A 7,831-nucleotide genomic window follows, 5' to 3' on the forward strand; every position below is an offset into this window, starting at 1 on the left:
TTCCAGCTCCTGGCGCGGGGTGTGGCCCCGATGGTGGTCGGCGCCCCGTACGCCCCCCGGGCATACGGGCCATTGGCGTGGGTGGGGACGGGCGCGTCAGGGGGGAGGGGGCCGCCGCGGACGAAGGGCGCACAGGGAGGAAGACGCAGGCGTACACACAACGCACGGAGCAGGCGCACGGCGCACGCGCACGGAAGCGACGTGCAGGAACGGCCAACGGGGAACCCGCGCCCGGAAGCGACGTGCAGGAACAGCCAACGGGAACCCGCGCACGGAAGTGACGTGCAGAGACGGCCAAAGGAACCGCGCACGGAAGCGACGTGCGGAAACAGCCAACGGAAACAGCCAACGGAAGCTTCGCACCGTGAGGGTGCCCACCCGGCCATACCGCCGGTGGGCACCCTCACGGCGTTCAGGCATACGCCCGAGCGTGCCGTTCCGCGATTCCCTTCCGCGCTTTCTGATCCCTCGTCCCTCTTCTTTCCGAACGATCAGGGGGAAGTGCGCGGAAAGGCGATCCGCGTGAATCCGCGTGAATCCGCGTGAATCCGCGTGAATTCGTGCGGGAGTCGGCAGCGGAGGGATCAGGAGGATTTCTTCCGCGTCAGCAGATCCCCGACGATTTTCGCCACCTGCTGCGGGGCGGGCATGGTCGGGTGGTGGGAAACGGCGCCCGTGTTCACGTCGTAATTGTCGTGCCAGTCCGGCTCCGCGACGTGTTGCCCGTCCTCGCGGATCTGCGCGATATTCCGCTGGACCGCCGGGCTGTGCCACATGGTGGCACCCATGGACGGGAAATACACGACGGGAAAATTGGCCGCCAGGATGACCGTGCCCAAACGATTGGGCGCGGCGCCCGTCGCGGCGACCGAGAGCATATGCGCGGTGGCGGGGAGAACCACGAGGATGTCGTGGTCCGCCACGAGGCGGGAGGGCTTGTCGGTGGGCCAGTCGTGTGGGGACTCTCCGCTGATGACGCGCTCGGCGGAAAGCTGCACGACGTGCGCGGGGAGAAAGTCCGTCGCGGTGTGCGTCATCAGCACCGTGTAGGTGCCGCCGAGTTCGCCGCGCATCGCATTGAGGTACGCGGGAAGCGACGTCACGGCGACCGAGCCGGTGGCGCCGACGAGTATGCGCGGCTCAGGTGACTGCGGAGAAGTCTCTTGGGTCATGCGCACATGATGCACAGGGTGTTCACCCGGTTCAACGGTGCTGGCGCGCACACGCCAATGCCGAGTGCGGCGGCCGAAAGGAGCGCGGTACGGCGGCTGTTGACCAGGGCCGGCCGGGGTACGCCGCGGGGCCGGACGGGCCCCTCCGGCCTGGTCGGATCGGGGCCGGCGCGGCCGGGCCGCGGGGTGGCGTGGCGGGTTCGCGCCACAGGGGTGGCCGCGCGGAACGCGGGATGTGAGGCTGCGGGAATTGGTATGGACAATGCCGGGGGCGCGGCCCCGGTGGGTGCGGCCACCCGTCTTCGAACAGCGCGAATTAATCGGTGGGCCCATGTGGGGCGGCCCGCCGGCGGCGTTATCTGCATTTCAGCGAAAAGGCGCTGGTGGCGGGCCGTGGGCGTCGGCGATCGCGTTCCGTCAATTGTCCGGCGGGTCGCGCGGATTGGGGGGCGGAGCACGGTGGCGGCCGAGCTTATCCCGTGCGGAAGTGGTTCAAACATGCGTGTCCAGGACGCGCCACGGAAGGCCGCGCAAAAGGAGCCGGGGTAATGCCGTGATCAGTATCCGGTGATCTTGTCAATGCCGTGATCCTGTGCTTACGATACGTCGACCGATGAGGTGATCTCGCCAAGATCCACAGGTTGGACCGTCCGTGCGAGCGGACGGGGCGTGGGCGGGCGTCTTGTTTTTCCCCTGTGTTGCCGTGGGGTTCTCCCCGGTTGTATTGCCGTGGGTTCTCCCCGGTGGTTTCCACGCTCCTGTCTTCCGGAGCCTGGCCTGTGCAGGAATTCACGCGAAGCACTGATGAGAGGCACGGAGTCTTCATGGAAGATCTTCTGGTCGAATTGAGAGATCGGCGTGTCAACCTTCGCCTCCACGGCGAGCGCCTCGACGTCGAGGCGCCGGACGGCACCCTGACCCCGGAACTGCAGGACGCCGTCACCGCGCACCACGACCGGTTGGTCGCCCTGCTCCGGGGAAATCCGCACCCGGTGAACCTCCCTGGCATCGCGCCGCGGCCACAGGAGCGCCACGACGCGTTCCCGCTCACGGACATTCAGCACGCCTACCTGATAGGCCGCCACAAGGGCCTGGAATTGGGCGGCGTCTCCAGCCACTACTACCTGGAGTTCGAGAGCCGCGGGCTGGACCTGCCACGGCTGACCGCGGCCCTCCACAAGGTCGTCGACCGGCACGACATGCTCCGCGCGGTGGTGGAGTCCGACGGCGAGCAGCGCGTCCTGGAGCACGTCCCGGCGTACGAGATCGTGGCCACCGACGTGCGGGGCAAGACCCCCGGCGAGCAGACGGCGGCGCTGGAGAAGACCCGGGCCGAACTCGGCGACCAGGTCCTGCCCACCGACCGCTGGCCGCTGTTCGACATCCGCGCCACGCTGCTGGACGAGGACCGCGTCCGCCTGCACCTGAGCCTGGACCTGCTGTTCGTCGACGTCCGCAGCCTCTTCGTGCTCCTGGAGGAGTGGCGGCGCTTCTACGACGACCCGGCCTGGTCGCCCGAGCCGCTGGACCTCTCCTTCCGCGACTACGTCCTGGCCGAGCGGGAGCTGCGGGACGGGCCCCTGGTCGCGCGGGCCGCCGACTACTGGCGCGCGCGGCTGGAGGACCTGCCGCCGGCCCCCGAACTCCCGCTGGCGCTCGCGCCCGAGCGGATCGGCCGCCCCGACTTCGTCCCGCACCGCGCGACCCTGCCCAAGGAGCGCTGGGCCGCCCTGTGCGCGGTGGCCGGGCGCCGGGGCCTGACGCCGTCGACGCTGCTGCTCGCCGCGTACGCCGAGGTGCTGCGCGTCTGGTCGAAGCGGCAGGACTTCACCCTCACCCTCACCCTCGTCAACCGGCTGCCGGTGCACCCGGACGTCGACCGGATCATGGGCGACTTCCTGACGCCCAGCCTGCTCACCGTGACCGGCGACGCCGGCGAGACGTTCCAGGAGCGCGCCGCCGCCGTGCAGCGCCAGTACCTCGCGGACCTGGACCACGCGGCCTTCGGCGGCATCCGCGTGCTGCGCGAGCTGACCCGGCGGCAGGGCGACGGGCGCAGCGTCTCCATGCCGGTGGTGTTCTCCAGCATGCTCGGCACGGCCGGTGACGCCGCGACCGGCGACGCCCTGGGGGCGTTCGGCGAGCTGGTGGAGGGCCGCAGCCAGACGCCGCAGGTCTGGCTGGAGAACCAGGTCTTCGAGTGCGACGGCGAACTCCTGCTGAACTGGAACGCCGTGGACGCCCTGTTCCCCGAGGGCACCGTCGACGCCATGTTCGGCGCCTACCTGGACCTGCTGGACCGGCTCGCGCACGACGAGACGGTGTGGGAGCAGGTCCGCGGCGTCGTCCCGCTGCCCGCCGCGCAGGCGGACGAGCGCGAGCGCGCCAACGCGACGGAAACCGACATCGCGCCCGCCCTGCTGCACGAACTGGTGGCAGGATCCGCGCGCCGCCGCCCGGACGCGGTGGCCGTCATCACCGACGGCGCGGAGTTCACCTACCGGGAGATCGACGAGGGCGCCCACCGGCTCGCGCGCCGGCTGCGCGAGAGCTGCGGCGCGGAACCGAACACGATCGTCGCGGTGTCGATGCGGCCGGGCGGCGAGCAGATCACCGCCATCCTGGGCGTGCTGCACGCCGGCGCCGCCTACGTCGCCATCGACCCGGAGCTGCCCGAGCAGCGCCGCCACAAGCTGCTGCGGCAGTGCCGAGCCAAGGCCGTGATCACCACCCGCGACCTGCGCGACCAGCTCACCTGGCCCGAGGGCGTCGAGGTCCTCGCGCCCGACGACGAGGCCACCTTGCGATGTAGCGCGGACCCGGTGGAGAGCCGGCAGGCGTACGACGACCTGGCGTACGTCATCTTCACCTCCGGGTCCACGGGAGAGCCGAAGGGGGTGATGATCACCCACCGCAGCGCCGCCAACACGGTGCAGGACATCAACCGGCGGTTCGACGTCACCGAGAAGGACCGCGTGCTGGCGCTCGCGCCCGCCAACTTCGACCTGTCCGTCTACGACATCTTCGGCGTCCTGGGCGCGGGCGGCACCGTCGTCGTCCCCAACCCCAAGCAGGCCAACGACGTCGCCCACTGGACCGAGCTGATCGACCGGCACGGCGTCACCATCTGGAACAGCGTGCCCGCGCCGATGCGGATGTGGGTGGACTCGCACGGCGAGACCGACCCCCCGCACGCCGGCGGCCTGCGGCTGGCGCTGCTCAGCGGCGACTGGATCCCCACCGACCTGCCCGACCAGATCCGCAAGCGCGTCCCCGGCATGCGGGTGATCAGCCTCGGCGGCGCCACGGAGGGCTCCATCTGGTCGGTGCACTACCCGATCGGCGAGGTGCCGCCGGAGTGGTCGAGCATCCCCTACGGGACGCCGCTGGCCAACCAGACGCTGCACGTCTACAACGAGTGGCTGGAGCCCAGCCCCGTCGGCGTGACCGGCGAGATCCACATCGGCGGCGTCGGCGTCGCCCAGGGCTACTGGGGCGACCCCGCGCGCACGGCGGAACGGTTCATCGAGCACCCGGTCACCGGCGAACGCCTCTACAAGACCGGCGACCTGGGCCGCTACCTGCCCGGCGGGAACATCGAGATCCTCGGCCGCCAGGACTTCCAGGTGAAGATCAACGGCTACCGGGTCGAGCTCGGCGAGATCGAGACCACCCTCGGCCGCCAGCCCGGCGTGCGGCACGCCCTGGTCACCGCGCCGGTCCACCCGCGCACCGGACAGCGCCAGCTCGCCGCGTACTTCGTCCGCGACGACGCGCACCTGGCCACCGACCCGAACGCCACCGAACCGGCCGTGCTGCGCGAGGCGCTGGCCGCGCTGCTGCCCGGCTACATGGTCCCCAGCCACTACGTCCCGCTCGACGCCCTCCCGCTCACCCCCAACGGGAAGATCGACCAGAAGGCGCTGCCCACGCCATGGAACGACGCCGCCGAGACCGACGACCGGGTCTCGCCGCGCAACGCCATCGAGGAACGCCTCCTGGCGATGTGGGCGGAGCAGCTGGGCCACAGCGACTTCGGGATCGAGGACGGCTTCTTCGACGTTGGCGGTGACTCGCTGCACGCCGTCGGGATCATCGGCCACCTCCGCACCGAATTCGGCATCGGCGCCGAGGCGGAACAGCAGGTGATCGAGGGCCTGTTCATGAACGCGACCGTCGCGGCCTTCGCCGAGATCATCGAGTCGATCAAGGAGGCGCAGGCATGACCAGCACCGCGGACGCATGGGACCACGTGATCGTCGGCGCCGGTTCGGCCGGCGCGGTCATGGCCGCCCACCTCGCCAAGGACGGGCACCGCGTCCTCCTCCTGGAGGCCGGCGGCGACCAGCCCGTCCCCCGGGAGGCGACGCACCCCCTGGCGGACATCAGCCGCCTGATCCTCAACGGCTACAACTGGGACTACAAGGCCAACCTTCGCGGCAGCAAGCGGCTGGACAACCTCCTGGCCGCCGGACAGCCGCGGTCCCTGGAGGCCTCGGCCGCCGACGACGACCGCGTCACCCGCGCCCTGTGGTCGCGCTTCCCCTACCAGCTCGGCAAGGTCGTCGGCGGCGGCTCCGCCGTCAACGGGGCCATCGCGCTGCGCGGCCTGCCCCGCGACTTCCAGGAATGGGTCGCGCACGGCAACCCGGACTGGTCCTGGGACGACGTGGTGCCCTTCTACCGCCGCAGCGAGAACGACCCCGACTTCCCCGGCGCCCTCCACGGCGATGACGGCCCGCTGCCCATCCGCCGCCCGCTGCGCGAGCAGCTGCACGAACTGGACGCCGCCTTCTGGGACGAGTGCTCCCGCCAGGGCCTGCCCGACCTCCCCGACCTCAACGCCGGTCAGGAGCGGGGCGTCGGACCGGTGCCGTCCAACGCCCTCGACGGCGAACGCATGGACACCGGGACGACGTACCTCACCCCGGTCCGCGACCTGCCGAACCTGGAGCTGCGCACCGGCACCCGCGTCACCCGCGTCCTGTTCGAGGGCAACCGCGCCGTCGGCGTCGAACTGCTGGAGGGCGAGCGCCCGGTCACCGTGCGGGCCGGCAACGTCATCCTCAGCGCGGGCGCCATCGGCACGCCCGTCATCCTCATGCGCTCCGGCGTCGCCCGCGCCGAACTGCTCGCGTCCCTCGGCGTCACCCCCGTCGTGGAACTGCCCGGCGTCGGCGAGAACCTGGTCGACCACCCCTCCGTCGTCATCTGGTCCAAGCCCAAGTCCGGCGTGTGCAAGCCGGGCCTGCCCTGGCGCCAGGTCGCCTCCCGCATGTCCAGCGGCTTCGACGAGGACGTGGACATCCAGGTCGGCCTCCTGAACAACGTCGACAGCCAGACCATCCCCGGCTTCGTCGACCGCCTCGGCTGGCCCATGGTGGTCGGGATCTCCGTCATGCTGCTGCGCCCGGAGTCCCGCGGCAGGGTGTTCCTGGAGAACGCCGACCCCCGCGGCCGGCCGGTCATCGAACTCGGCCTCGGCACCGAGGACGACGACGTGTCGCGGCTGTGCCACGGCGTCCGCAAGGCGTGGACCATCCTGCGCGCGCCGGGGCTGGCCGACCGGTTCGAGGCGACGCAGTTCTGGACGGACGCCATGGTGGCGAACGACAAGGTGCTGCGCAGCGGCGTCCGCAACATCATGAACCCCGGCTGGCACGCCACCGGCTCGGCGAGGATGGGCCCGGCCGACGACCCGATGGCGGTCGTCGACCAGGACGGCCGCGTCCACGGCACCGAGAACCTGCGGATCGTCGACGCGTCGGTCTTCCCGACGATCCCCAGCGCGCCGACCAACCTCACCACCATCATGCTCGCCGAGAAGATCTTCCACGGTACGGAGCAGTGGTGAGCGCGGCCCCGCCCCCGGTGCGGCTCTACTGCTTCCCGCACGCCGGGGCGACCTCGGCGGTGTACCGGCCGTGGAAGAACCTGGCCGGTCCCTCCCTGGAGATCGTCGGGGTGGACCAGCCCGGGCGCGGCACCCGCATGCGCGAGCAGCGGACCGACGACTACCGGGCCCTGGTGACCGCGATGGCCGAGCACGTCGCCGACGACCTCCGCCGGGCCCGGGAGCGGGAGCCCCGCCTGCTCTACGCCACCTTCGGGCACAGCTTCGGCGCGATGCTGAGCCTGGCGGTGGGCGCCGAGGTGGCGCGCGCGGTGGGACGGACTCCGGTTCGCGCCATCCTCTCGGCGGCGCTGCCACCTGGGCTGCAGCCGCCCGACGGCACGGACGCGCTGACCGACGAGGAACTGCTCGCCAAGATCGTCGCGGACGGCGGCACCCCGCCCGAGCTGCTGTCCAACAGCGCCATGAGCCAGTACCTGGTGCGGCTCATGCGCGAGGACTACGTCATCCGGCGGCAGTACCCCCGGCACGCGGACCTGCGTGTCGGCCACCCGCTCACGCTGATCGCCGCACGCGAGGACGCCTACGTGACACCGGACCAGATGGCGCGGTGGGCCGGGCACAGTAGCGCGCGATCCCGATGCGTCGAGATCGCGGGTGGGCATTTCGCCGCTTTGCAGGAACCGAAGGACATCATCGCAATCGTGGGCGAAGACCTGCCCGAGTGAACCCGGATTCCCGCCGGCGCCGCACGGCGCCGCCGCTCGGACCGGACGCACATCACGGGCGCGTCCAGGACGTACGC

General features: G+C 71.1%; 4 protein-coding genes. 3 read left to right on the forward strand and 1 reads right to left on the reverse strand.

Annotated elements, in window-relative coordinates; translation table 11 throughout:
- Window positions 1–584 precede the first annotated feature (584 nt).
- Window positions 585–1,223, reverse strand: coding sequence for a flavoprotein (locus ABZX96_RS37780; protein WP_355554137.1), 639 nt, complete (start codon window positions 1,221–1,223; stop codon window positions 585–587).
- Window positions 1,224–1,996: 773 nt separating this feature from the next.
- Here ABZX96_RS37780 and ABZX96_RS37785 point away from each other — a divergent pair.
- From ABZX96_RS37785 to ABZX96_RS37795, 3 genes are read left to right on the forward strand one after another with little or no spacing between them, the layout of a single operon-like run.
- Complete coding sequence (locus tag ABZX96_RS37785) at window positions 1,997–5,398, forward strand: amino acid adenylation domain-containing protein (protein ID WP_355554140.1); 3,402 nt, start codon at window positions 1,997–1,999, stop codon at window positions 5,396–5,398.
- Window positions 5,395–7,026, forward strand: a complete 1,632-nt coding sequence (locus tag ABZX96_RS37790) for a GMC family oxidoreductase N-terminal domain-containing protein (protein ID WP_355554142.1) — start codon at window positions 5,395–5,397, stop codon at window positions 7,024–7,026. The genes ABZX96_RS37785 and ABZX96_RS37790 overlap by 4 nt, the downstream gene beginning before the upstream one ends.
- Window positions 7,023–7,754 carry an alpha/beta fold hydrolase gene (locus tag ABZX96_RS37795; RefSeq protein WP_355554145.1) on the forward strand — a complete coding sequence of 244 codons (732 nt, stop codon included), beginning with the start codon at window positions 7,023–7,025 and terminating at the stop codon, window positions 7,752–7,754. The genes ABZX96_RS37790 and ABZX96_RS37795 overlap by 4 nt, the downstream gene beginning before the upstream one ends.
- The last annotated feature ends 77 nt before the right edge of the window (window positions 7,755–7,831 follow it).

This window comes from Streptomyces sp. NPDC003077 (assembly GCF_040611095.1).
Taxonomy (GTDB): domain Bacteria; phylum Actinomycetota; class Actinomycetes; order Streptomycetales; family Streptomycetaceae; genus Streptomyces.